The organism is Saccharospirillum sp. (assembly GCF_040881935.1).
In the GTDB taxonomy this organism is placed as follows: Bacteria; Pseudomonadota; Gammaproteobacteria; order Pseudomonadales; family Natronospirillaceae; genus Saccharospirillum.
This window is the reverse complement of the sequence record NZ_JBBECH010000050.1, coordinates 1-22,447: the sequence shown is the minus strand read 5'-3', so window position 1 is coordinate 22,447 and position 22,447 is coordinate 1. Positions and strand designations below refer to the sequence as shown.

Here is a 22,447-nt window from a genome sequence, read left to right as displayed (position 1 = left end):
CCGCAACATCCATGTTGCGGACTACCCCGGACAGGTACACCCGGTACCCGGCACTCGGTCAGGCGCGAACTCCGAAACTTTAAATTACATCAGGTCAATGGGGTCGATGTCCAGGTGCCAGGTTAGGTGGCGTTGTTGGCGTGGGTAGTCAGCGACCAGAGGTTGGAGCGCCGAGTGTAGGCGGCTGCGATGGTCGCTCTGTACCAGCAGGGTAAAGCGGTGCTTCCCGGCTCGGCGTGAGAGCAGCGCTGGTAACGGGCCGAAGACGCGAATGCCGGCTTCGGCCAGCAACCGCGTCGCCATTTCCTTGAGCAGTTGCTCGGCTCGTTGTGGGTAGGCGCTGTCGCTGCGCAGGCAGGCCAGAAAGCCATAGGGCGGCAGGCCGGAACGCTGCCTTTCAGCCAGCAGTTGAGTCGCAAAGGTCGGATAGTCCTGCATCAGCAAGGGGGTGAAGAAGGGGTGGTCCGGGTGGTAGGTTTGCAGTACCACTTCACCGGCCCGCTCGCCCCGCCCGGAACGTCCCGATACCTGTACCAGTAGCTGGCCCATGCGTTCGCGGGCGCGAAAGTCGGCACTGAACAGGCCAGCATCCATGTCGATGATGCCGACCAGGGTTACCCGTTCGAAATGATGGCCCTTGGCCAGCATTTGGGTGCCCACCAGAATGGCCGGTCCGTCGGCATGGGCGCGGGCCAGTTGTTGCTCCAGGTCGCGTGCATTGGCGACTGAATCCCGGTCGAAGCGGATGATGGGGGTGTCCGGAAACCAGGCAGTCAGGGCTTCTTCGGCGCGTTCGGTACCGGCACCGAGCGGGGTCAGGTCGGTGGACCCGCAATCAGGGCATTGCTGTTGCGGCCTTTCCTGGTGGCCACAATGGTGGCACAGCATCTGATGGCGGCCGCGGTGGTAGGTCAAACGGGCATCGCAGAATGGGCAGTCGGACATCCAGCCGCACTGGCGGCAAAACCAGGACGGCGCGTAACCCCGGCGGTTTAGAAACAGCAGAACCTGGTTGCCACCGTTAAGATGCTCGCGCACGCGATGCAGTAAGCGTTCGGATACCCCGTGTTCATGCTTTTGCTGGCGCATGTCGATGGTTTCCAGGCGCGCCCGGTGCTGGCCGCTGGCCCGTTGTTGCAGTATTTGGTGCAGGTACCGGCCTTGCCGGGCATTGTGCAGGGATTCGAGTGAGGGCGTTGCAGACCCCAGAACGACCGGAATGTTCAACAGTCTGGCCCGGTAGATCGCCAGATCCCGGGCGTGATAGCGCAGGGTGTCTTGCTGTTTATAAGAGGCATCGTGCTCTTCATCGACCACGATCAGACCCAGATCCGGAATCGGCGTCAGCACCGCCGAACGGGTTCCCAGAATGATGCTGGCCTCACCGGCCCGGGCTCGCAACCAGGCATTGTTGCGTTGTTTGTCGGTCATGCCGCTGTGCAGTGCGACCAGGCTGTCCTGAAAACGCTGCTGGAACCGGTCCAGTGTCTGAGGGGTCAGGCCGATTTCCGGTACCAGCACCAGTACGCGTTTGCGCCGGGCCAGCGTGCGTTGCATGGCTTGTAGATAAACTTCGGTTTTGCCGCTGCCGGTTACCCCTTCCAGCAATTGCACGCTAAAGCCTTCTGTCGGCAAGGCTTTCAGGGCTGCTGCTTGGTCTGAGTTTAGCGTCAGGGCCTCCTGGCGCAGGGCGCCTTCGGGGGTGGCCGGTTTCAGCTCGGCTGTCCGCTGTTTGAGTAATCGCTTGTCGATCAGGCCCTTCCAGTGGGCGCGTTCCACGCCCCGGGCGCGCAACAGGGCTGGTGTGCAGGCCAGGCTGCTCTTATGTAAGGACTGCAATTCAGCCAGGGCCTCCCGCTGACGCTGACCTTTCAGTTGGTATGGATCCAGATGTTCACCCGCTACGGTCAGTTCCAGCCGGGGCTCGTCATTCAGTTCGGCGGCTTCTCCGGCTCGCAACGTGGCGGGAAAGGCTAGCATGTAAGCCGGATGTGCGTCATATAGGTAGTAACGGCTTACCCAGCGGGCCAGTTGCAACACGTCCGGGCTGAGCAATGGCTGCTCATCCAAAACCTGAATGATGCTCTTTAGGGTATCGCTGTCATCTGTACCGGCGGGCCGGACTCCGGTAACCACACCGACCACCTGACGGGACCGTAGCGGCACCAGGCACCGGCTGCCCGGAACCGGGGCCTGGTCAGCCTCGACGCGATAGCTTAAAGGGCCTGCGAAAGGGCCTGGTACGGCGATATCAGCGATGCGCAGCGGATGTTTGGAAGTGGTTGTCAATCGATCAGACTCTGGTATGATTGCGCTCCCATTTTTGGGGCATTGGTCTTGCTAGCGGCTTGTCGACAGTGACTACTGGAGACAGCAACGAACAGGCATTGTGCCCTGAACCTGTTTCTTTCGTCAAAGTGCGGTGCCCGGCAAGCATGACCGGGTGGCGGCGCAACAGAGGTGACCCATGAAAGCTGATATCCATCCGAACTATCTGGAACTGACGGCGAACTGCTCTTGCGGTAACGTCATCAAGACTCGTTCTACCCGTGGCGGTGAAATGCACCTCGACGTTTGCTCGGCTTGCCACCCGTTTTACACCGGTAAGCAGAAGATAGTTGACTCCGGCGGCCGTATCGATCGCTTCAAGTCGCGTTTTTCAGCCCGCAAGATCGGCAAATAAGGCCCTCTTTTCCTGTAGAGCGCTTTACGATGAAAGAGCCTGGCGCTGCCGGGCTTTTTTGTGGGTGATCATTAATGAAGCCGGTATTCAGAGATTTCTTGCATGGTCAGCAAGACTGTCGTGCACTATCCTCTGGCTTGTTTGCTTGAGCGACCCGGAGCGCTTCGTTATGCTTCGTGGGCTTTCCTACCTATCTTCACAATAAGAATGGACACCGATCATGTCAGACGAGTTAAAGCGCGACGCGCTTGAATATCACGCCATGCCCCGCCCGGGTAAGCTCAGTATCGAAATTACCACACCCGCCGAAACATCACGTCACCTCTCCCTGGCGTATAGTCCGGGCGTGGCTGAACCGGTGCGTGCCATCGCCGAAGATCCGGAAAATGCCTTTAAATACACCATGAAAGGGAACCTGGTGGCGGTTATCTCCAACGGTACCGCCATTTTGGGCCTGGGTAACCTGGGTTCACTGGCCAGTAAGCCGGTGATGGAAGGCAAGGCCCTGCTGTTCAAACGTTTTGCCAACATCGACTCCATCGACATTGAGCTCGACACCGAGAATGTTGACGAAATCGTTATGGCGGTATCGCTGATGGCTGAAACCTTCGGCGGCATCAACCTGGAAGACATCAAGGCACCGGAGTGCTTTGAGGTTGAGCGTCGGCTGATCGAAAAGTGCAAGGTGCCGGTTTTCCACGACGATCAGCACGGTACCGCCATTGTAACCGTTGCCGGCATGCTCAACGCTCTCGAGATCCAGGGTAAATCGCTGACTACTGCCAAGCTGGTTGTTCTCGGTGCTGGCGCAGCGGCCATTTCCTGCTCTCGTTTGCTGGTTTCGGCAGGCCTGCCCCTTGAAAACCTGCTGATGATTGACCGCAAAGGCGTGATTCACGCCGGTCGCGACGACTTGAATCAATACAAGCGCGAATTTGCCAATCCGGTTACCGAAGCGCGTACGTTGGACGATGCCATCGATGGGGCCGATATGTTACTGGGTTTGTCGGGCCCGGACATGCTCAGTGTGGAGCAATTGAAGCGAATGGCACCCAGGCCCATTGTTTTCGCCTGTGCCAACCCGGACCCTGAAATCAAACCGGAGCTGGCGCTGGCCACCCGTGATGATCTGATCATGGCAACCGGTCGGTCTGACTATCCGAACCAGGTTAACAACGTACTGGGCTTTCCCTTTGTGTTCCGTGGAGCGCTGGACGTGCGTGCAACGGCGATTAACGAAGAGATGAAACTGGCGGCGGCCTATGCGATCAAGGAACTCGCCCGTGAAGAGGTGTTGCCGGAAGTGGTGGCAGCGTACGGCGGCGAACAATGGACATTCGGGCGCAATTACATCATTCCCAAGGCACTGGATTCACGTCTGCTGAACCGGGTCGCCGGTGCTGTGGCCCGAGCCGCAGTGGAAACAGGTGTTGCCCGGCTGCCACTGCCGGATGAATACAAGCTATAGATCAGGGCGCGACTGCTTGCTGAAACGAAAAAGGCCCCAATTCAAGGGGCCTTTTTTTGTGAGTCTGATTTGATGTTATTGGGCTATCAAAACAGCATTTCCGGGGTAATGGCTTCCTCGTTGTCGGTATTATTGCCGTCGCCATTGCTGCCCGATGAAAAGTCGATGGTGACGTCTTCCCGGCTGACTTCGGTCGGTGCTGTGCCTTCCTTGAATATTTCAAACACGGCATTGGACTGGTTGGGCCGCGCTAGCAAGCCGGTCGCCGGGTCGATCCGGATGCGCTCAATACCCACGGGTTGCGACAGTGAATTGCTGCTCTGCCCTTCCAGCGCGACTCGCATGAAGGTGATCCAGGCGGGTAAGGCGGCTTTACCACCAAACTCCGCCTGACCCAGGCCACGGTTATCGTCAAAGCCAATCCAGGCTGCGGTCACTACATCACCGTTGTAGCCGCTGAACCAGGCGTCTACGGCGTTGTTGGTTGTGCCCGTCTTGCCAGCCAGATCGTCACGCTCCATGGCTGAGTAGGCAACGCGTCCTGTCCCCCGGCGCACCACGTCTTTCAACATAGAGTCCATCAGGTAGGCTGTCTGTTCCGACAATACCCGGGGAGCATAGCGGGGCTGGGGTGGTCCGACTGTGGTTTCAGTAGCTGCGTCGTCTTCGATGTTCAGTGCAATCGGGGCGACATCGACCGCGGCGGTAGCTACTTCGTCCGGGGCTGGTTCATCGCTTGTTGTCAGTTCAAAAGGCCGGGGTGTTTCCGGGCAGTTTTTACAAACGACAGCGGGGTTGGCATCGAAAATGATGTTGCCATCCGCGTCAGTGATGCTGTCGATAAAATAAGGCTCAATCAAAAATCCACCATTGGCAAGCACCGAATAAGCTCGTGCAATATCCATGGGGGAGGTCGCTGAGCTACCCAGTACCAGAGTCATGTCGCGCGCCAGTTGTTCTTTATCAAAGCCAAATCGCTCGGCGTAACTGCGGGCATAATCAACTCCTATGTCTTCCAGAATGCGGATGCCTGACAAGTTGCGCGACTGATAGAGCGCCTGGCGCATTGGAATTGGCCCCAGGTAACGATCACCGGAATTGCGTGGCCGCCAGACATCTTCCAGTAGGGAGTCGGCCCGCACAATGGGCGCATCGTTGACGATGGTGGCCGGGGTAAAGCCCTTGTCCAGCGCCGCGGCGTAGACAAAGGGTTTGAAAACGGACCCTGGCTGACGGCTGGACTGGACTGCCCGGTTGTACTTTGACAGCAAGAAGTCAAACCCACCGACCAAAGCGTTTACACTGCCGTCGTTTGGGTCCAGCGACACTAGGGCGCCCTGTGCCCAGGGCACCTGCGTCAGTTGCCACTGGCCGTCGACCTGAATGACCCGTACCAAGTCACCCGGTTCAGCGATATCGGCGGCCGTTTCCGGCACCGGGCCCATGCTGTCTTCAGTAATATAAGGCCGCGCCCATGTCAGTTGGGCCAGGGGTATATCCACAGGTTCGCTGCCACGCGGCATCACCCGAAGGGTTTCGTCGGTAGCGGCCGTCACTACCGCGGGTGTTAAGCCGCCATAGCGTGGTGTGCGGTCGATCAGTTCGCGCCATTGGGTCAGTGCTTCCTCTTCAGTCAGGCCCTCCACGTCGTAATGATCTTCCGGGCCGTGGTAACCGTGGCGGCGGCTGTAATCGGTCAGCGCCTGGCGAATGCCCTGATTGGCGGCAGCCTGCATACGTGTGTTCAGGGTAGTGTGCACGGTGTAGCCATCGGTATAAGCGGCTTCGCCATACTGCTGAACCATATGGTCGCGCACCATCTCTGCCAGGTAAGACGCTTCAATTTGCGGGCGGCTGCCCCTGAAGCCTGCCGTGAGTGGCGCCTGCAGAGCGGCCTCGTATGTGGCTTGGGGGATGTAGTTGAGTTCCGCCATGCGTCCCAGCACCATATTTCGCCGGCGTTTTGCCCGATCCGGGTTGATCAGTGGATTGGCAGCCGAAGGAGCCTGATGCAGTCCGGCAATCATTGCCAGTTCGGGCAGCGTCAGATCATTTACGTCGCGGTCGTAGTAAACATCGGCCGCCGCCTGAATGCCGTAAGCGCGGTAGCCCAAAAAATGCTTGTTCGCGTAAAGCTCGAAGATCTCCGGCTTGCTGAGCTCTCGCTCCATCTGAAACGCGAGCAAAATCTCTGTAAATTTGCGCGTGATGGTTTTATCGCGGGTCAGGAAGAAGTTACGGGCCACCTGCTGGGTCAGGGTCGAGCCCCCGGGGCCATCGGTTTCACCGGTCATCAGCACGGTCAGCACGGCCCGGGTAAACCCGGACGGGTCAACCCCCAGATGATCTTCGAAGTGCTGATCTTCAATGGCAATCAGCGCCTTGACGAACAATGGAGGGATTTCATCAAACTGTATCGGGTTGCGACGCTGCTCACCAAACTCGGCGATCAGCTCATTATCGGCGCTGACGACACGCATGGGGGTTTGCAGCTGAATGTCCCTTAAAGTCTGTACGTCAGGTAACGACGGGCTAAGATACAGATAGACACTGGCTGAAATGAGAACCAGGGCACAAACCAAAGAGAAGAATGCCCACAGAATAAAGCGTACTGATTTGGCCAAATTCGTCATGTTTTCCCAATTAAAAGAAGGGGTTAGCTGAAAACCGCTGAAAAAGGCTGCCATTATAGGCAGAAATGATGCTTTTTATACATTGCGGATTGGTCTATTGTGTTATGTAATACTTAATGTAAAACCTATAAAACGTTCGTAAGTGCGTGTCGTTCAAGGGAAACATTCGTGGCCTCGCTATTCAAAAAGAAGCAAAAAAAGCTGTTGGGCATCGACATCAGCTCCACCTCCGTCAAATTGATAGAGCTGAGTCAATTGCCCAATGGCTACCGAGTAGAAGCTTACGCTGTCGAGCCTCTACCTGAAAATGCCGTTGTTGAAAAAAATATCAACGACATTGACGGGGTGGGCGAAGCGATTAACAAGCTTGTTACCAAGTCGGGCTCTAAGCTGAAGCAGGCGGCGGTTGCGGTATCCGGCTCTTCTGTGATTACCAAGTCGATTCAAATGGCGGCTGGGTTGTCGGATGAAGAAATGGAAAGCCAGATCCAGGTAGAAGCAGACCAGTATATCCCCTACCCACTGGATGAAGTAGCGATCGATTTCGATGTCATTGGCCCCTCTGAAAAGGGTGATGGTCTGGTCGATGTGCTGTTGGCCGCGTGCCGGCGCGAAAACGTTGAGCTTAGGGAAGATGCCCTTGAACTCGGAGGCCTGGAATCCCGTGCGGTCGATGTGGAGGCCTTTTCTCTGGAGCGGGCTTTCCAGCTGCTTATCCCTGAGCTGGAACCGTCAGAAGATGGTTTGACCGTCGCCGTGGTGGACATAGGTCACACTATGACAACGCTCAGCGTGCTTAACGACGGTCAAACCATTTACACTCGCGAGCAGTTGTTCGGCGGCAAGCAACTGACCGACGAGATCATGCGCCGCTATGGCATGACCCAGGCGGAAGCCGGGCTTGCCAAAAAGCAGGGCGGCTTGCCGGATGATTACGCCAGCGAAGTACTCGAGCCGTTCAAGGAAGCCATCGTTCAGCAGGTTACCCGATCCTTGCAATTTTTCTTTGCCGCGTCCCCTTATAACGATGTCGACTATATTTTGTTGTCGGGCGGTACCGCGTCGACCCCGGGAATGGCACAGATGGTCAAGGAAAAGATCGGGACCAACACCATGGTCGCGAACCCCTTTGCCAGTATGACCCTGTCGAACAAAGTAAATGCCAGCAATCTGACCAATGACGCCCCGGCACTGATGATTGCCTGTGGTCTGGCATTGAGGAGCTTCGAACGTGGCAAATATTGATTTAAGGCCCTGGCGTGAAGAACGCCGCAAGGAACTGCAGAAGAATTTTATTCTGGTTCTGGTGTTGGTTGTAGTTGCCGCGGGAGCTGCAGGCTGGACTTGGTATCAGCAAGTGGCCGGTCAAATTGCCTTTCAGAACCAGCGCAATACGTTCCTGGAGCAGCGCCTCAGCGACCTGGATAAAAAAATTGTGGAAATTCAGTCATTGCGCAAGCAACGGGAGCAACTGATAGAGCGGATGGAAGTCATCCAGAGCCTTCAGGGTGATCGGCCGATCATCGTGCATTTATTTGATGAAATGGTTAAAGCGACCCCGGAAGGTGTGTATTTCAATACCATGTCCAGCCAGGGGACTACGATCAACATTAGCGGCAACGCTGACCGACCACTGAGCATATCGGACTTTTTGCGGAATCTGGATCGTTCAGCCTGGTTCCAAAAAGCTTTTCTGATCAATGTTCAGTCGGTCACCGACGGAGCGGAAGTGGTGGGTAACACTTTTAGTATCCGGGTTGAACGGGCAAACCCGAACAAGGAGTCTGCATCATGACTTTTAAGGAGTTTGCTGACGGCTTTCGCCGCTTTGATTACAACAACCCCGATTTTGAAAATATGGGGTCCTGGCCTTTGGGTATCAAGCTGCTGATGTTGGTCATTCTGGCTGGCCTGATTGTATTCGGCTTCTACTGGTTCGCGATCAAGGACTCTTACGTTCAGCTAGAGCGAGAAACCGCGCGGGAGCCAAACCTGAAAGAGGAATATCAGTTAAAAGCATTCCGGGTTGCCAATCTTGACTCACTCAAGGCGCAACTGGTGGAAATGGAAGATTCTTTTGGTGCTTTGCTGAGCCAGTTGCCCGATGAAACGGAAATGCCAGGTCTGTTGGATGACATCAGCACCACCGGTACTCAAAGTGGTCTGGAGATAGATAGGGTCACGCCCAATAGCGATGTCGTCAGGGAGTTTTATATTGAAACCCCCATTGCGATCCAGGTTCGCGGCACCTATCACGAGATGGGAACTTTCGTCAGCGCCATGTCGGCCATCCCCCGGATCATAACGCTGCATGACTTTACAATGACTGCGGCAAACCGGCAGCGCCGCGGTAATGCCAATGTAGAGATGGAGTCGCCTCTGAGCATGACCATCAGTGCCCGAACCTATCGTTATAACCCGGGAGGTGCACGGTGAGAATCAGTGTATTTCTGATGGTTCTGTCCGGGCTCGTATTGGCGGGGTGTGTACAGGAAGACCCACTCGTCGACCTGCGTGACTATGTGGCAGAAATCGATGCCCGACCGAGCGGCAGTATTCCACCTCCGCCTGAGTTTAAGACCTTTGATTTTGTTTCCTATACCGCCAGTGGTGAGCGTTCTCCCTTTGAGATGCCCCGGCCTGTAGAACTGGAAACAGAGGAGGCAGAAAAGCCGCGCAGTAATGTGCGCCCGGACCCGGATCGTGTTCCTGAATTTCTGGAGTCTTACCGGGTAGAGAATTTAGCCATGGTGGGAACGTTAGCCGGGCTGCAGGATGGAGGTCTATGGGGGTTGATCCGTGACGGTGACGGTGAGATTCACCGGGTTCAGGTTGGTAACTATATGGGTCGCAATCATGGCGAAATTATCAGCATCAGCGAATCACAGATAGATTTAATCGAAATTGTGCCGTCGGGTCAGGACAGCTGGGTGGAGCGACCCAGGGCTATAGTTCTCTCGAGTCTCGACAATTAAGGCTGGGAGAGCGATAAGGTGAAACCAATGAATTTGATAAACGCATTAAAGAAGTACACGTTACCGCTGGTCTTGATGGCCTGGTGCAGCAGCGCTCTGGCTGTATCACTAACGGACTTTCAGGCGCAGGCACTGTCGGGCGATCGGACTCAGTTGGAATTGACGTTCGACGGCCCGGCTCCGACGCCTGTGGGTTACAGCATCGAGAATCCGGCGAGAATTTCGCTGGATTTCCGTGATACCGACAGCTTGCTGGATAACCGCTATGTCCAGATCGGAACGGGGAATACCCGCAATGCGGCTATTGTATCTTCGGGAGGACGTACCCGGATCGTATTGAGTTTGTCTTCTCTGGTTCCTTACGCCACGGCTGTGTCGGGCAATACCGTTCAAATTGTAGTGGGCGAGGGAGCCGAGAATGTTTTGGGGTCTGCAGTAAACCAGAGTGGCCGTGTTGCGCCGTCGGCAGCTACACCTGTAGCAAGTGCCCAGCCTTCGTCCAGTGCCAGCCGCTCATCGAACTCCCAGTCGACCCAAGCGTCTAACAGTGAACAGTCTGAGCTGGTTAATGTCGATTTCAGGCGCTCTGAAGGGGGTGCCGGCCAGGTGATACTCGAGTTTTCAAACAACAACGCCCGTACCGACATTATTGAGCGCGGCGGTTCTATTGTCGTTGAATTGGAAGATTTTGACATCCCGAGGGAATTGCGTCGTCGCCTGGATGTCATTGATTTTGCAACCTCAGTTCACTACATCAATGTGTATCGTGAAGATCAGAATGGTATCGTGGAATTGGAGCTGGACGGCGCTTTTGATTACCTCGCCTACCAGACCGATAACCGGATGACCATAGAGGTCCAGACCGTAACGCCAGCTGAGGCTCAGGCGCGGCAGGAAGCGCAATTTCCCTACAGTGGCGAGCGATTGTCATTGAGCTTTCAGGACATTGAAGTGCGCAACGTACTGCAGTTGATTGCAGACTATGTTGGCCTGAACCTTGTTGCATCCGACTCAATTTCCGGAAACATCACCCTGCGGTTGCAAAATGTCCCCTGGGATCAGGCGTTGGATCTGGTCCTGAAAACCAAGGGGCTGGACAAACGTCAAACCGGAAACGTCTTGCTGGTCGGCCCGGCGCAGGAAATAGCTGAGCGTGAACGTCTGGAGCTGGAGTCTCAACAACAGATCGAGCAACTGGCGCCTCTGGTCACCGAGTTTGTACAGATCAATTACGCCAAAGCAGCTGATATTCTCAATGTGCTGCAGACCGGCGCTGGCGGCGCGGGGGCAGGTACTGAGGTTACTACAGCAGAGGGTACGCAAACTACCCAGGCGTCTTCTGCGTCCGGCTTCCTTTCCAGTAGAGGGTCTGCTTCAGCGGATACGCGGACCAATACGCTGATCATCCGGGACACGGCCAATAACCTCGATCGTATTCGGGAAGCGATAGAAATATTTGACCGACCTGTTCGGCAGGTGTTGATTGAGGCTCGTATCGTTGCAGCCCGTACTTCCGTCGGTAAAGAACTGGGTATTCGCTGGGGTGGCAACGTGAACTCAGGCGGAAATTTCCCACCCGTAGTCGCCTCCGGCTCGCTGGATTCCACTAGCAGTATTAGCAGTGATCTGTTTAACTCTGACGGTACTTCCTATACTCAGTCTTACCCAGACGCGCTTGCGGTCAACCTGCCCGCCGGTGGTAATGCCAGTTCCTTTGCCATTGGTGTAACCGCGTTTGACTACGCGCTCGACCTCGAGTTGTCGGCACTGGAAACCCGGGGTTCTGCGGAGGTGGTGTCACAACCGAAGATCGTGACCTCCGATGGCCAGGAAGCCTACATTATTTCCGGTCAGTCGATCCCGTTTCAGGGGGTCGAGGGCGAGACTATTTTCCGGGACGCCGGTTTGTCACTTCGGGTGACGCCTCAGATTACCCCGGATAACAGGGTCATTCTGGACCTTGTGGTCACCCAGGATTCTCTGGCGGCCGGTGGTAATGCCATCGACACCAACTCGGTAACGACTCAGGTTCTGGTAAACAACGGCGATACGCTGGTGCTGGGTGGCGTTTACCGGACAGAGAGCGTAACGACCATCGATAAAACACCCTTGCTCGGTGACTTGCCAGTCCTTGGTACCCTGTTCAGGCGGACCAGTTCGTCTGAGGAAAAAACGGAATTGTTGATCTTTATTACGCCAAAGCTGGTGCAAGAAGGATTGGCCGCTAACTGATGTGAATTGATGTCGTCTGGAAGAGTCATTTTAATCGGGCCGATGGGCGCTGGAAAAAGCACCATCGGCCGTTTGCTGTCTGAGCAGCTGAGACTCGCTTTTGTCGATTCCGACAAAGAGATCGAAGAGCGCTCCGGTGCCAACATTCCCTGGATTTTTGATCTGGAAGGGGAGTCTGGCTTTCGCGATCGTGAAAGCCAGGTCTTGGCCGATCTGGTTAAGGAGCCACCTCAGGTTCTGGCGACCGGTGGCGGCGCTATTCTGAGAGAGCAGAACCGGTCGTTATTGCGCTCGGCTGGTGTCGTGGTGTACCTGAAAACGTCGGTAGCCCAGCAACTTGTCCGTACCGCCAAAGATAGAAATCGTCCTTTGTTGCAAAACGCCAACCCTCGTCAAATACTTAAACAAATGGCGCAGTTGCGCAACCCACTGTACGAAGCGACCGCGCACATCATGGTAGACACCAATGGCCACAGCACGCGATCTGTGGTGCGTGATATCCTTCGTCAATTGAAAGCACTGGATACCGCCTATGAAACTAACCGTTGAGCTGGGTGACCGCAGTTACCCGATTCTGATTCGGCCAGACTGTTTGCGTGATGCTTCTGTCTGGGACGATTGTGTGCCCCACTCCGAAGTGGTGATTGTTACCAACGATGTCGTAGCACCGTTGTATCTTGAAACGGTTGAAGCTGGTCTGGTAAAACCTGGCCGACGCCTTTTGTCACTGATCTTGCCCGACGGTGAAGCCCACAAAAACCAGGATACCCTGACCCGAATCTACGATTTTCTGCTGCAGAATAACCTCAGTCGCAAGGTGGTGTTAGTAGCGCTTGGTGGCGGTGTGATCGGCGATATGACTGGCTTTGCCGCTGCCACTTATCAGCGTGGCGTCGAGTTCGTTCAGGTACCTACGACTTTGTTATCCCAGGTTGATTCATCCGTTGGGGGGAAGACCGGTATCAATCATCCTCTGGGGAAGAATATGATTGGTGCCTTTAAGCAGCCTACGGCCGTGCTGATTGACCCGACGGTCCTTGGTTCATTACCACCCCGGGAATTGTCGGCCGGGCTGGCCGAGGTGATCAAGTACGGCCTGATCGGCGATGCCGACTTCTTCATCTGGCTCGAGCAAACCATGCCGGAGCTGATGGCCAATGATGCCGACGCTATCAGCGAAGCGATATACCGCTCCTGCGCGGCAAAAGCCCGTATTGTGGCGGCGGATGAAACCGAGCAGGGTGTGCGGGCGACACTGAATCTTGGGCATACCTTTGGTCATGCCATTGAAGCTGAAATGGGGTACGGCACCTGGTTGCACGGTGAGGCGGTTGGCACTGGCATGGCACTGGCTTGCGCAATGAGTTTGCGATTGGGTTGGCTGGAGGCCGGTGTTGTCGGCCGTGCATTGGCGTTGATCCGCCAGGCTGGTTTACCAGTCAAGGTACCGGGGAAAATGACGCCGGCTTCTTTTATGAAGCACATGGCACGCGATAAAAAAGTTGAAGCAGGTCAGCTTCGTCTGGTCTTGCTGACAGGGCTGGGTCAGGCGGTTGTGACCGGGGACTTCGCCGCGCACGTGTTGGCCGAAACGCTAGAGCAGGCGTGCGCCAGCGCCGGTTGACGGTTGCCGGTCGGGGTTAAACAAGCACTCCGGTTCTGGCTTTACAAAGTCGCTGGACAGTGCTGAAGTGAGTCGGTTTAATGAAAGAACGTTCAGAACCGGTACTCTCTATGCAGGATATACCCGATCAAACCCAGCGCATGCTCGACTATTATGGGTTGGCGCGAAATCCTTTCGGTGAGGATGTCGATGCTGCTGTGTTCAGCGGTGTCGCTGAACGCTCCGACACCGTCGAACAACTCAAGCACCTGTTGACCTTCAGCCCTCAGGATTGTTTATTGATGGCCCCGGCCGAAGGTGGCAAACGCCATTTGGCGCGTGAAGTGTTGCAACGCTTTGACGATGAGTGGCGCGTCGCCTGGCTGGATGCGGGTAGCGCCAGCCAGCTTGATGCCATTTGCCGTGAACTGATCGGCCAGCTCGGGCTGGGTTTACGCGTCGATTCTGATACCGCCTCCCTGTTTCGTAACATTGCCGATGCCATTGCCCAGCGCACGGCGGATGGCGAGAATTTCCTGTTGATTGTTGAGCATGCTGATCGCTGGAGCGGTGAAGTACAGTCCTGGGTGCAGTCATTGCATGCGCTGGCCACTCAGCCTGATCTGCGTATGCGCCAGTTGTGGTTAGCCGAGTCGGCCACCGCGATCGAGCAAGCGGGTAACGATGAGCTCTGGTTTGTTCTAATGCTCGAACCCTATACTGAGGCCGACGCAGTGGGGTATTTGCGCGATCGTTTTGCGGCTGCCGGGCAACTTAATGGTGTTCCGATAGAAGCCCGCGACATTGCTCGCCTTAACGACCTGGCGCATGGCTTGCCTGGGTATCTGAATCAGGTCGTGAGTGACTACCTGATTGCCGGTACCTTTAAAACCACCGAACGTCGCCAGGGTTTCCCGCTGACCCATGTTTTTGCTGGCTCTGCCGTAGTAACTCTGCTGGTTTTGGTCTTTCTTTACAGCCGGGGCGGTGATGAAGCTTCACCTGAAGCTGCTGTGGCTGCCCCTGACGTGGCCGCGCCGAATTCCGAGGTGCAGCAACGTCTGGCGGAGGCAGTTGCACGGGTTGAAGCGCGTCAGCAGGATTCAACCCCTACCGATTCCATCGATGTGAATACCGCGCCCGAAGTATCATCCGGACCTCCCCCTGAACCGGTAGCAGAACCACCCGCCGTGGCTGAAGTGAGTGAAGCCGCTGCGGCTGCTGAACCGGCTGAGCCTGAACCGGCCCCCGAACCTGTAACACCGGTAGCCCTGGCATCGACCGACGCTTCACTTCCGGGTTGGCTGGCTGAAGCGAACGACGGTCAGTATTCCCTGCAATTGCTGGGCGTTCGTAATCGCGCTGCGGTCGAGCGTCTGATTGACGAACAGACTGATCCGGAGCAGTTTGCCATTCTAACCACGCAACTGTCTGGCAGGCCCTGGCATGTGCTGGTCTACGGGTTGTACCCGGATTCGGCGACCGCTCGGGCGGATATTGCCAACCTGCCCGATGACTTTTCTGGCCAGTCCCCCTGGGCCAGAAATATAGCCGACTTAAAAGCATCAGTAATGCCCGCTAATTAATGTTTCATTCTTTGAGTCGCTTCTTTCAGGGAAGCGACTAATTTACCCTCATATTATACCGTTATGATTTGTGAACTGGCTTTTGCTCAGTAGACTCAGCCGCAGAATCAGTCGTTCATGAGGTTGTTTGGACGCTTGCCGGAGCACAATGTGTGAACCGGATGCAGGCAAGTCAGGCAACCCTTCCTGAGCAGATCAGTAAGAAGGCCGTAGCTGCCAACCGTGATGGCGCAGGACATCTGGTGTCCTTCTGCCTGTGGCTACCGGTCTTCCCCAGATAAAAAGAGAGTCACTATGAAACAGGGTCTCCACCGTTCAGGCAGTCATCAACTGCCGGACAATCTCGATCGCCCCACAGGTCTCTATCAGCCTGATGAATTCCGCGATAACTGCGGTTTCGGTCTCATCGCCCATATGCAGGGCCAGGCCAGCCACGAATTGCTGCAAACCGCCATCGAGTCGCTGACCTGTATGACGCACCGGGGTGGCATCGCGGCCGATGGTAAAACCGGCGATGGTTGCGGCTTGCTGCTGCAAATGCCCGATGCCTTTGTCCGTGAGCAGGCCGATACGCTGTTTCAGGCCGAGCTCGGCGACCATTACGCCGTAGGCATGATCTTCCTGAACGTCGATGAAGCCAAGGCGGCGTCTGGTCGTACCGCTCTGGAAACCGCGCTGGGCAATGAGGGGCTGGAACTGGTCGGCTGGCGCACTGTGCCGACTGATACCCGGGTGTGTGGCCCAATGGCACTGGAATGCCTGCCAGTGATCGAGCAGGTTTTCATCAAAGCAGCGTCGCCGGAAGGTCTGGCGGTAAAGCTCTACAGTGCACGCCGCAAGGCGGAGCTGGCCATGCAGGATGATGATGAATTCTACATCTGCTCACTGTCCGATACGGTACTGTCTTATAAAGGCCTGGTCATGCCGGAAGACCTGCCACGCTTTTATCTGGATCTGGCCAGCGAAACGCTGGAAACCGGTATTTGCGTGTTTCACCAGCGTTTCTCCACCAACACCATGCCCAAATGGCCGCTGGCCCAGCCGTTTCGCCTGCTGGCGCACAACGGCGAGATCAACACCATTCAGGGTAACCGGAACTGGGCCCGGGCCCGGGCAAGTAAGTTCGAATCCCCGCATCTGCCGAATCTGGAAGAGCTGCAGCCAGTGGTCAATACCACCGGCTCCGACTCCTCCAGCATGGATAACATGCTCGAGCTGATGCTGCTCGGTGGTATGGATCTGTTCCGCGCCTGCCGCACCATGATTCCGCCCGCCTGGCATAACGTCGAAAACATCGACGGTGAGCTGAAAGCCTTCTATGAGTTCAATTCCATGCACATGGAACCCTGGGATGGCCCGGCCGGTATCGTGCTGACCGACGGCCGTTACGCCGTTTGCATGCTCGACCGCAACGGCTTGCGCCCGGCACGTTGGGTGATCACCAAGAACGGCTTTATTACACTGGCGTCTGAAATCGGCACCTTCCAATACAAGCCGGAAGATGTGGTAGCCAAAGGCCGGGTTGGGCCTGGCCGTATTGTCGCTGTGGATACCCACACCGGTGAATTCCTGCAAACCGAAGAAATCGATAACCGGCTGAAAAAGACTCACCCTTACAAAGACTGGCTGAAAAACAACGCTGTGCGACTGCGCAGCAAGCTGGAACTGGCCGAGGAAGTAGACGGCTCGTCGCTGTCACCGGAGCAGTTGTTGGCCTACCAGAAAATGTTCCAGGTCTCTTTCGAAGAGCGCGATCAGGTGCTGCGCCCGCTGGCCGAAAGTGGCCAGGAGGCCGTCGGTTCAATGGGCGACGATACCCCCATGGCGGTGTTGTCACAGCACATTCGTCCGGTGACCGACTATTTTCGACAGCAGTTTGCCCAGGTCACCAACCCACCGATCGACCCCTTGCGCGAAGCGGTGGTCATGTCTCTGGAGACCTGTCTCGGGCCGGAGCGCAACCTGTTTGAACCCACGGCGGATCACGCCAAGCGCCTGATTCTGACGTCACCGGTACTGTCACCGCTGAAGTTCCAGAATTTCCTGCACCAGGAAGCACCGGAGTTTCGTCACCAGGTGTTGCCATTGGCGTACCCTGCTGACGGTGATCTGGAGCAAGCGCTGGATCGGCTTTGCAAAACGGCTGCTGAAGCCAGTCGCGAAGGCGTCAAGATCGTCGTGCTTTCAGATCGTGATCTAAAGGCAGGCCAACTGGTCATTCCGGCGGTGATGGCCACCGGCGCTGTGCATCATTACCTGGTTGATCAGGGCTTGCGCTGCGATACCAACATCGTGCTCGATACCGGCGCCATTCGTGACCCGCACCAGATTGCCGTGGCCATCGGCTTTGGTGCCACAGCGGTGTATCCGTACCTGGTGTACGAAGTGCTGGACGACATGATTCGCACCAACGAATTGCAGGGAGACCCGCGCCAGTTGCACAAGAACTACCGCAAGGGCGTTAACAAGGGCCTGTTCAAAATCATGTCCAAAATGGGCATCTCCACCATTGCCTCCTACCGCGGTGCGCAGTTGTTTGAAGCCGTGGGCCTGGCCGATGAAGTGGTCAACCTGTGTTTCAAAGGTGTGCCCAGTCGCATCCAGGGTGCGGGGTTCAGACACTTCCATGAAGAGCTGCAGGCGCTGGGCAAAACCGCCTGGAAACCGCGCAAGTCAATCCAGCAGGGTGGTTACCTGAAGTATGTTCACGGTGGCGAATACCACGGCTATAACCCGGATGTGGTGACCAGCTTGCAAGATGCGGTACAGAACGGAGATGAGTCCCGCTACCGCGACTACGCCAACTACGTAAACAGCCGCCCGGTGGCAACCATTCGCGACCTCTTTGAGCTGACGTCAGATCGCAAGGCGATTCCGATGTCTGAAGTGGAACCGGCCGAAGCCCTGTTCAAGCGCTTTGACTCAGCCGCCATGTCGCTCGGCGCCCTGTCACCGGAAGCGCACGAGGCCCTGGCCATTGCCATGAACGAACTGGGTGGGCGCAGTAACTCGGGCGAGGGTGGTGAAGATCCAAAACGATACGGCACCAACCGGCGCTCCAAGATCAAGCAGGTCGCTTCAGGGCGTTTCGGCGTAACACCGGCGTACCTGATGAGTGCTGACGTACTGCAGATCAAGGTGGCCCAGGGCGCCAAGCCTGGTGAGGGCGGCCAGCTGCCCGGTGGCAAAGTGAATAAGTTGATTGCCGAGCTGCGCTTTTCAGTGCCTGGCGTGACCCTAATTTCACCGCCGCCGCACCACGACATTTATTCCATTGAAGACCTGGCACAGCTGATTTTCGACCTGAAGGAAATCAACCCGGATGCACTGGTATCGGTGAAGCTGGTATCCGAGCCGGGCGTCGGCACCATTGCCGCCGGGGTCGCAAAAGCCTATGCCGACCTGATCACCATTTCCGGGTACGACGGTGGTACCGCTGCCAGCCCTTTAACCTCGATCAAGCATGCCGGTTCCCCCTGGGAACTGGGCCTGGCCGAAGTGCAGCAGACGCTGCGTGGCAATGACCTGCGCGGCAAGATCCGGCTACAAACGGATGGCGGCCTAAAAACCGGCTTGGATGTCATTAAAGCGGCCTTGTTGGGTGCTGAGAGCTACGGCTTCGGTACTGCACCCATGGTCGCCCTGGGCTGCAAATACTTGCGTATATGCCACCTGAACAACTGTGCAACCGGCGTAGCGACTCAGGACGATCACCTGCGTGATCAGCATTTCCGTGGCACGGTCGAAATGGTGAAAAACTATTTCCGCTTTGTGGCCGAAGAAGTGCGTGAACATCTGGCAATGCTCGGCTATCGCAGTCTGGGTGAGGTTATCGGTCGCAGCGATCTGATTACCGTCAAAAAGGGCCAGACCGACAAGCAAAACTGTCTCGACCTGTCGAACATTCTGTTCAGCGATCAGGTACCGGCCGACAAGCCGCAGCAGTGCGAAATAGAGCGTAACGTGCCGTTCGACAAGGGCATCAAGCAGCGCGAGATTTTCGACGCCATTCTGCCCGCCATCGAAAACAAAACCGGTGGTGAGTTTGAGTTCCACATCGGCAACTGCGACCGCTCAATTGGCGCACGCGCCTCGGGTGAAATCGCCAAACGTTACGGCAACCAGGGCATGAGCGACCGGCCGATCACCCTGAACCTCTCCGGCATTGCTGGTCAGAGTTTTGGCGTGTGGAACGCGGGTGGTTTGAACCTGGTGCTCGACGGCGATGCCAACGATTACGTCGGTAAAGGCATGACCGGTGGCAAAGTCGTCATCCGGCCACCCAAAGGCAGTGCCTTTGAGACGCAGAAAACCTCGATCATGGGCAACACCTGCCTCTATGGCGCGACTGGCGGCACCCTGTTCGCAGCTGGTTCAGCTGGTGAACGCTTTGCGGTACGCAACTCCGGTGCCGTGGCGGTGATCGAAGGCGCCGGTGACCACTGCTGTGAATACATGACCGGCGGTATGGTCGCGGTTCTGGGGTATGTGGGTGGTAACTTCGGCGCGGGTATGACCGGTGGTTTTGCCTACGTGCTCGACCTGGAGAATACCTTCCCGGACAAGTACAACCGCGAACTGGTGGACATTCACCGCATCGGCACCGAGAGCATGGAAACCTATCGGGACCACCTCTTTGGTGTGATTGGTCGCTTCGTTGACGACACCAAGAGCGCCTGGGGCGCCGAGCTGCTGGATAACTACGACGACTACGTCAGCCGTTTCTGGCTGGTGAAGCCGAAGGCCGCCAGCCTGTCCGATTTGTTGTCCAACACCCGGGCCCGCCCTGAGTAATCCGACGGAGAATGGTTATGACACAGCGTTTGAACAACGATTTTCAGTTTATCGATGTCGGCCGTCGCGAGCCTGCCAAGAAAGACATCCACACCCGCAAACACGAGTTTGTGGAGATTTACGAGCCCTTTGGTCAGAAGCAGGCGGCCGAGCAATCGCACCGCTGCCTTGAATGCGGTAACCCTTACTGTGAATGGAAGTGCCCGGTGCATAACTTCATTCCCAACTGGCTGAAGCTGGTGAGCGAGGGCAACGTGCTCGAAGCGGTGGAAATGTGCCACCAAACCAACTCGCTGCCTGAAGTGTGTGGCCGGGTTTGCCCGCAGGATCGTCTCTGCGAAGGTGCCTGCACCCTGAATGACGGCTTCGGCGCGGTGACTATCGGCAACGCCGAGAAATACATCACCGACACCGCCTTCGCCATGGGCTGGAAGCCCGATTTATCGAAAGTTACCCAAACCAGCAAAAAAGTCGCTGTTATTGGCGCCGGCCCGGCCGGCCTCGGTTGTGCCGACGTGCTGGCACGCAACGGCGTAAAAGCCGTGGTCTTCGACAAATACCCCGAAATCGGCGGTTTGCTGACCTTCGGTATCCCGGAATTCAAACTGGAAAAGTCGATCATGGCCAAGCGCCGTGACGTCTTTGAAGACATGGGCATCGAATTCCGCCTGAATACCGAAATCGGCGTCGATATCGACTTCGAACAGCTTCTGGCCGACTACGATGCCGTTTTTATGGGCATGGGTACCTACAAATACATGAAAGGCGGTTTCCCCGGTGAAGATCTGGATGGCGTGCACGAAGCGCTGCCGTTCCTGATCTCGAACGTCAACCACACCAAAGGCTGGGAAAAAGACCCGGCGGACTTCATCAACCTGGAAGGCAAACGGGTCGTAGTGCTCGGTGGTGGCGACACCGCCATGGATTGTAACCGCACCTCGGTTCGCCAGCAGGCCTCCAAGGTAATGTGCGCCTATCGCCGCGACGAGGCCAACATGCCGGGCTCGCGCCGTGAAGTCGCCAACGCCAAGGAAGAGGGGGTTGAATTCCTGTTCAACCGTCAGCCGGTTGAAATCGTCGGCGAAGATAAAGTGGAAGGCATCAAGCTGGTAACCACCAAGCTGGGCGAACCGGATGAAAACGGCCGCCGCCGCCCGGAAGTGATACCTGGCTCGGAAGAAATATTACCCGCAGACGCCGTGATCGTCGCCTTCGGCTTTCAACCCAGCCCGGCCGACTGGTTCGAGCCCAATAACATCAAACTGGACGACTGGCAAAGGGTTAGTGCCGCAGAACACCAGGAATATCCGTTCCAGACCAGTCATGAGAAGATCTTCGCCGGTGGCGACATGGTTCGCGGCTCAGACCTGGTAGTAACCGCTATTTATGAGGGACGCAAGGCAGCAGAGGGGATTCTGGATTACCTCGAAGTGTGACCTGAGTCTTAAATCTGGAAAAAACGGCGTTTTACGCCGTTTTTAATTCAGCCAACCAAAACAGTTGAAGTTCGACCCAAGGTGGTTCTCACAAGGCAGCATTCCAAGAGCTATCAGTAAGCTGGTTTTGGGATAAGGGATAACCTTATAGAGGGAAATTCGTTTTTATAGAGTTTAGGTAGTTAGCGATTAGCTGCCGGTATTTTTGTGCGGCGCCAATCGCTTCAAATCCAAACTTTTCCATCGAATCCTCGAAGCGAATCCGTCTGGACATTCCCGCCAATGCCTTGATTAAACGTGCAGGGTCTCTATAGGCTGTCAGCCAGTCATCCCTCTGCATAAAATAAAGTGTTTTTTCCATTCGTTCTGGTAGGGGCAATGCCTTGAACTGGTTTGCGATAGCATAGCGCTCTTGAGTGAACTTGGGCAGCGGTTCCGCGTGGTAATCGGACCAGCTACTGGCCAGATGATGATCAATCAACATATCCACAACAATGGGCGTGGTTTTGCGTAATTTTGGACGCAGAGCGACGCGCAGCGGTGCCAGTAAGGGAGTGGTGTCGGTCAGTTTGTCGATTTTCTGGTGGCGGTCAAAATGAATCAGGAAGTCCTCTGACACTGTGTTCGGGTCCGGGCGGCGTGCAAAGTCGGGCCAGAGTGAGCCGATCAGGGCGTCGGGGGTTGGGTCTGAGAACAGCCAGTGGCCTAGATAATTCACGCGGGCTCCTGAGTCAGGTTTAGCCGTTAAGGGCTCAAGTTTGGGGTTCGCCACCAACTGAGTGCTAGTGGCTGGGTATGCCTATCCGGGGAAGTTCGCAGCATGGATGCTGCGGTCTAGGCTCCATGGACGGATTCACGCCGACCCCGGAGAGGCATACCCGGTGACTGGCACGGGCTCCTGGCTCTAAAGAACCTTTGCCAGGTGCGCCAGGAAAGCCGCGAATTGCCAGCTTATGTCATCAGTGTACCACTCTCTCTTTGCCCAACGAATTCGTCAGTGAGGGTGGCTATGCGTATAATGCGCGCACTTTTTCGAC

15 protein-coding genes are annotated in these 22,447 nt (G+C 56.2%); 12 read left to right on the top strand and 3 right to left on the bottom strand.

Annotated features, from left to right (window positions below):
• Nucleotides 1-84: 84 nt before the first annotated feature.
• Nucleotides 85-2,289 carry a primosomal protein N' gene (locus tag WEB54_RS08135; protein ID WP_368054912.1) on the bottom strand — a complete coding sequence of 735 codons (2,205 nt, stop codon included), beginning with the start codon at nucleotides 2,287-2,289 and terminating at the stop codon, nucleotides 85-87.
• A gap of 178 nt (nucleotides 2,290-2,467) precedes the next feature.
• Here WEB54_RS08135 and rpmE point away from each other — a divergent pair, with 178 nt between their 5' ends.
• On the top strand, nucleotides 2,468-2,683 hold the full coding sequence (rpmE, locus tag WEB54_RS08130; protein ID WP_028671161.1) for a 50S ribosomal protein L31: 216 nt from the start codon (nucleotides 2,468-2,470) through the stop codon (nucleotides 2,681-2,683).
• 220 nt (nucleotides 2,684-2,903) lie between these two features.
• The gene (locus tag WEB54_RS08125) at nucleotides 2,904-4,151 is read left to right on the top strand and encodes a malic enzyme-like NAD(P)-binding protein (RefSeq protein ID WP_368054910.1); all 1,248 of its coding nucleotides are present in this window, start codon (nucleotides 2,904-2,906) and stop codon (nucleotides 4,149-4,151) included.
• A gap of 86 nt (nucleotides 4,152-4,237) precedes the next feature.
• On the opposite strand, the gene WEB54_RS08120 is transcribed toward WEB54_RS08125, so the two are convergent.
• The gene (locus WEB54_RS08120) at nucleotides 4,238-6,784 is read right to left on the bottom strand and encodes a penicillin-binding protein 1A (protein WP_368054908.1); all 2,547 of its coding nucleotides are present in this window, start codon (nucleotides 6,782-6,784) and stop codon (nucleotides 4,238-4,240) included.
• A gap of 168 nt (nucleotides 6,785-6,952) precedes the next feature.
• Here WEB54_RS08120 and WEB54_RS08115 point away from each other — a divergent pair, with 168 nt between their 5' ends.
• From WEB54_RS08115 to WEB54_RS08070, 10 genes are all read left to right on the top strand, one after another.
• Nucleotides 6,953-8,029, top strand: coding sequence for a pilus assembly protein PilM (locus tag WEB54_RS08115; RefSeq protein ID WP_368054906.1), 1,077 nt, complete (start codon nucleotides 6,953-6,955; stop codon nucleotides 8,027-8,029).
• A complete protein-coding gene (locus WEB54_RS08110; RefSeq protein ID WP_368054904.1) occupies nucleotides 8,016-8,579 on the top strand; it encodes a PilN domain-containing protein in 564 nt (187 codons plus the stop codon). The genes WEB54_RS08115 and WEB54_RS08110 overlap by 14 nt, the downstream gene beginning before the upstream one ends.
• On the top strand, nucleotides 8,576-9,220 hold the full coding sequence (locus WEB54_RS08105) for a type 4a pilus biogenesis protein PilO (RefSeq protein ID WP_368054902.1): 645 nt from the start codon (nucleotides 8,576-8,578) through the stop codon (nucleotides 9,218-9,220). Before WEB54_RS08110 ends, WEB54_RS08105 begins: the two co-directional genes overlap by 4 nt.
• Complete coding sequence (locus WEB54_RS08100) at nucleotides 9,217-9,759, top strand: pilus assembly protein PilP (protein WP_368054900.1); 543 nt, start codon at nucleotides 9,217-9,219, stop codon at nucleotides 9,757-9,759. Before WEB54_RS08105 ends, WEB54_RS08100 begins: the two co-directional genes overlap by 4 nt.
• Nucleotides 9,760-9,786: 27 nt before the next feature.
• Complete coding sequence (locus tag WEB54_RS08095; protein WP_368054898.1) at nucleotides 9,787-11,991, top strand: type IV pilus secretin PilQ; 2,205 nt, start codon at nucleotides 9,787-9,789, stop codon at nucleotides 11,989-11,991.
• Between the two features lie 9 nt (nucleotides 11,992-12,000).
• A complete protein-coding gene (gene aroK / locus WEB54_RS08090) occupies nucleotides 12,001-12,540 on the top strand; it encodes a shikimate kinase AroK (protein ID WP_368054896.1) in 540 nt (179 codons plus the stop codon).
• Nucleotides 12,524-13,615, top strand: a complete 1,092-nt coding sequence (gene aroB / locus WEB54_RS08085) for a 3-dehydroquinate synthase (RefSeq protein WP_368054894.1) — start codon at nucleotides 12,524-12,526, stop codon at nucleotides 13,613-13,615. Before aroK ends, aroB begins: the two co-directional genes overlap by 17 nt.
• An 80-nt stretch (nucleotides 13,616-13,695) precedes the next feature.
• Complete coding sequence (locus WEB54_RS08080) at nucleotides 13,696-15,180, top strand: SPOR domain-containing protein (RefSeq protein ID WP_368054892.1); 1,485 nt, start codon at nucleotides 13,696-13,698, stop codon at nucleotides 15,178-15,180.
• 294 nt (nucleotides 15,181-15,474) lie between these two features.
• The gene (gene gltB, locus WEB54_RS08075) at nucleotides 15,475-19,974 is read left to right on the top strand and encodes a glutamate synthase large subunit (protein ID WP_368054890.1); all 4,500 of its coding nucleotides are present in this window, start codon (nucleotides 15,475-15,477) and stop codon (nucleotides 19,972-19,974) included.
• A gap of 17 nt (nucleotides 19,975-19,991) precedes the next feature.
• Nucleotides 19,992-21,410, top strand: coding sequence for an FAD-dependent oxidoreductase (locus tag WEB54_RS08070; protein WP_368054888.1), 1,419 nt, complete (start codon nucleotides 19,992-19,994; stop codon nucleotides 21,408-21,410).
• A 145-nt stretch (nucleotides 21,411-21,555) separates the two neighbouring features.
• Here the strand turns inward: WEB54_RS08070 and WEB54_RS08065 are convergent, their stop codons facing one another.
• Nucleotides 21,556-22,128 carry an ACP phosphodiesterase gene (locus tag WEB54_RS08065; protein WP_368054886.1) on the bottom strand — a complete coding sequence of 191 codons (573 nt, stop codon included), beginning with the start codon at nucleotides 22,126-22,128 and terminating at the stop codon, nucleotides 21,556-21,558.
• Between the last annotated feature and the right edge of the window lie 319 nt (nucleotides 22,129-22,447).

Excerpts from the sequence above, each read along its gene's own strand:
- rpmE (WP_028671161.1), top strand. The coding sequence starts at position 2,468 with ATGAAAGCTGATATCCATCCGAACTATCTGGAACTGACGGCGAACTGC.
- WEB54_RS08125 (WP_368054910.1), top strand. The coding sequence starts at position 2,904 with ATGTCAGACGAGTTAAAGCGCGACGCGCTTGAATATCACGCCATGCCC.
- WEB54_RS08120 (WP_368054908.1), bottom strand. The coding sequence starts at position 6,784 with ATGACGAATTTGGCCAAATCAGTACGCTTTATTCTGTGGGCATTCTTC.
- WEB54_RS08105 (WP_368054902.1), top strand. The coding sequence starts at position 8,576 with ATGACTTTTAAGGAGTTTGCTGACGGCTTTCGCCGCTTTGATTACAAC.
- WEB54_RS08095 (WP_368054898.1), top strand. The coding sequence starts at position 9,787 with ATGAATTTGATAAACGCATTAAAGAAGTACACGTTACCGCTGGTCTTG.
- aroK (WP_368054896.1), top strand. The coding sequence starts at position 12,001 with ATGTCGTCTGGAAGAGTCATTTTAATCGGGCCGATGGGCGCTGGAAAA.
- aroB (WP_368054894.1), top strand. The coding sequence starts at position 12,524 with ATGAAACTAACCGTTGAGCTGGGTGACCGCAGTTACCCGATTCTGATT.
- WEB54_RS08080 (WP_368054892.1), top strand. The coding sequence starts at position 13,696 with ATGAAAGAACGTTCAGAACCGGTACTCTCTATGCAGGATATACCCGAT.
- gltB (WP_368054890.1), top strand. The coding sequence starts at position 15,475 with ATGAAACAGGGTCTCCACCGTTCAGGCAGTCATCAACTGCCGGACAAT.
- WEB54_RS08070 (WP_368054888.1), top strand. The coding sequence starts at position 19,992 with ATGACACAGCGTTTGAACAACGATTTTCAGTTTATCGATGTCGGCCGT.